Source organism: Vibrio sp. 1727, from assembly GCF_033344415.1.
In the GTDB taxonomy this organism is placed as follows: Bacteria; Pseudomonadota; Gammaproteobacteria; order Enterobacterales; family Vibrionaceae; genus Vibrio; species Vibrio alginolyticus.
On the sequence record NZ_JAWPOT010000212.1, the window covers coordinates 1 to 761 of the forward strand.

Sequence of the window (761 nt, forward strand, 5' to 3'; positions counted from 1 at the left end):
CAATGTCGTTGAGCGTGTGCCACTGCAAGAAGGTCGCAATCCAAGCAACCAACACTATCTAAAAACCAAAGCAAACAAATTAGGGCACATGTTTGATCCCCATTTTGTTGATCAAACGGAATGATCGTTTCTGGCGGGTATCAAATCGAATAGACAAAAACGCCAGCTTGAGAAGGCTGGCGTTTTAGTGGGGATCTCAAAAGCTGCACCAGTAAAAGGGCTAGGCGCGTTAAAGATAGTGTTTGACGATGTTATCGATCTCTCCCGAGGCTTTTAGATCCGACAGGCGTTGATTAATAAAGTGTTGTACTTCAGGTTTCATCTCTGGAGAAAAGGCCAGATAGATCGAATAGTCGGGGATCACAGCGCTAAAAGATTGAATCTCAAATTGTTCGAGTGGCAGTTCCAGACGTTTTAAGTTGTACATCACCCGCGATTCCATCTCGACAAACGCCGTATCGCCTGGCGTTCTCTGAATTACGCGATATGCGGCGTCGTAATCTTTAACGCGCATCTCGTTGACGGTTTTATCTTCAAAAAACGGCATTAAGTTTGGGTAGTCGAAACCTAGCAGCAACACGATGGAACGACCTTTGATGTCTTGCATGGTATTGAATTTAAAAGGCGCATCACTGCTGGATACCAACACGTGTTTTACAGTGTAAATAGGCTCTTTAGATAGGTTTTCTGATTGAACTCGGCCCCAATCAGGACTGCCGTATGTCAGCCAGTTTTCTTCCCCACCCGCTTCTAATACTGAA

Annotated in this window: 1 protein-coding gene and 1 pseudogene; one reads left to right on the forward strand and one right to left on the reverse strand. The window is 44.9% G+C overall.

Features of this window, described 5'->3' with window-relative positions; genetic code table 11:
- Positions 1–124, forward strand: a pseudogene (locus R8O10_RS24840) (GTP cyclohydrolase); the annotation flags it as partial.
- Between the two features lie 105 nt (positions 125–229).
- On the opposite strand, the gene R8O10_RS24845 reads toward R8O10_RS24840, so the two are convergent.
- Positions 230–761: ABC transporter substrate-binding protein (locus R8O10_RS24845; RefSeq protein ID WP_318191905.1), on the reverse strand; the 532-nt coding region annotated here is incomplete at its 5' end.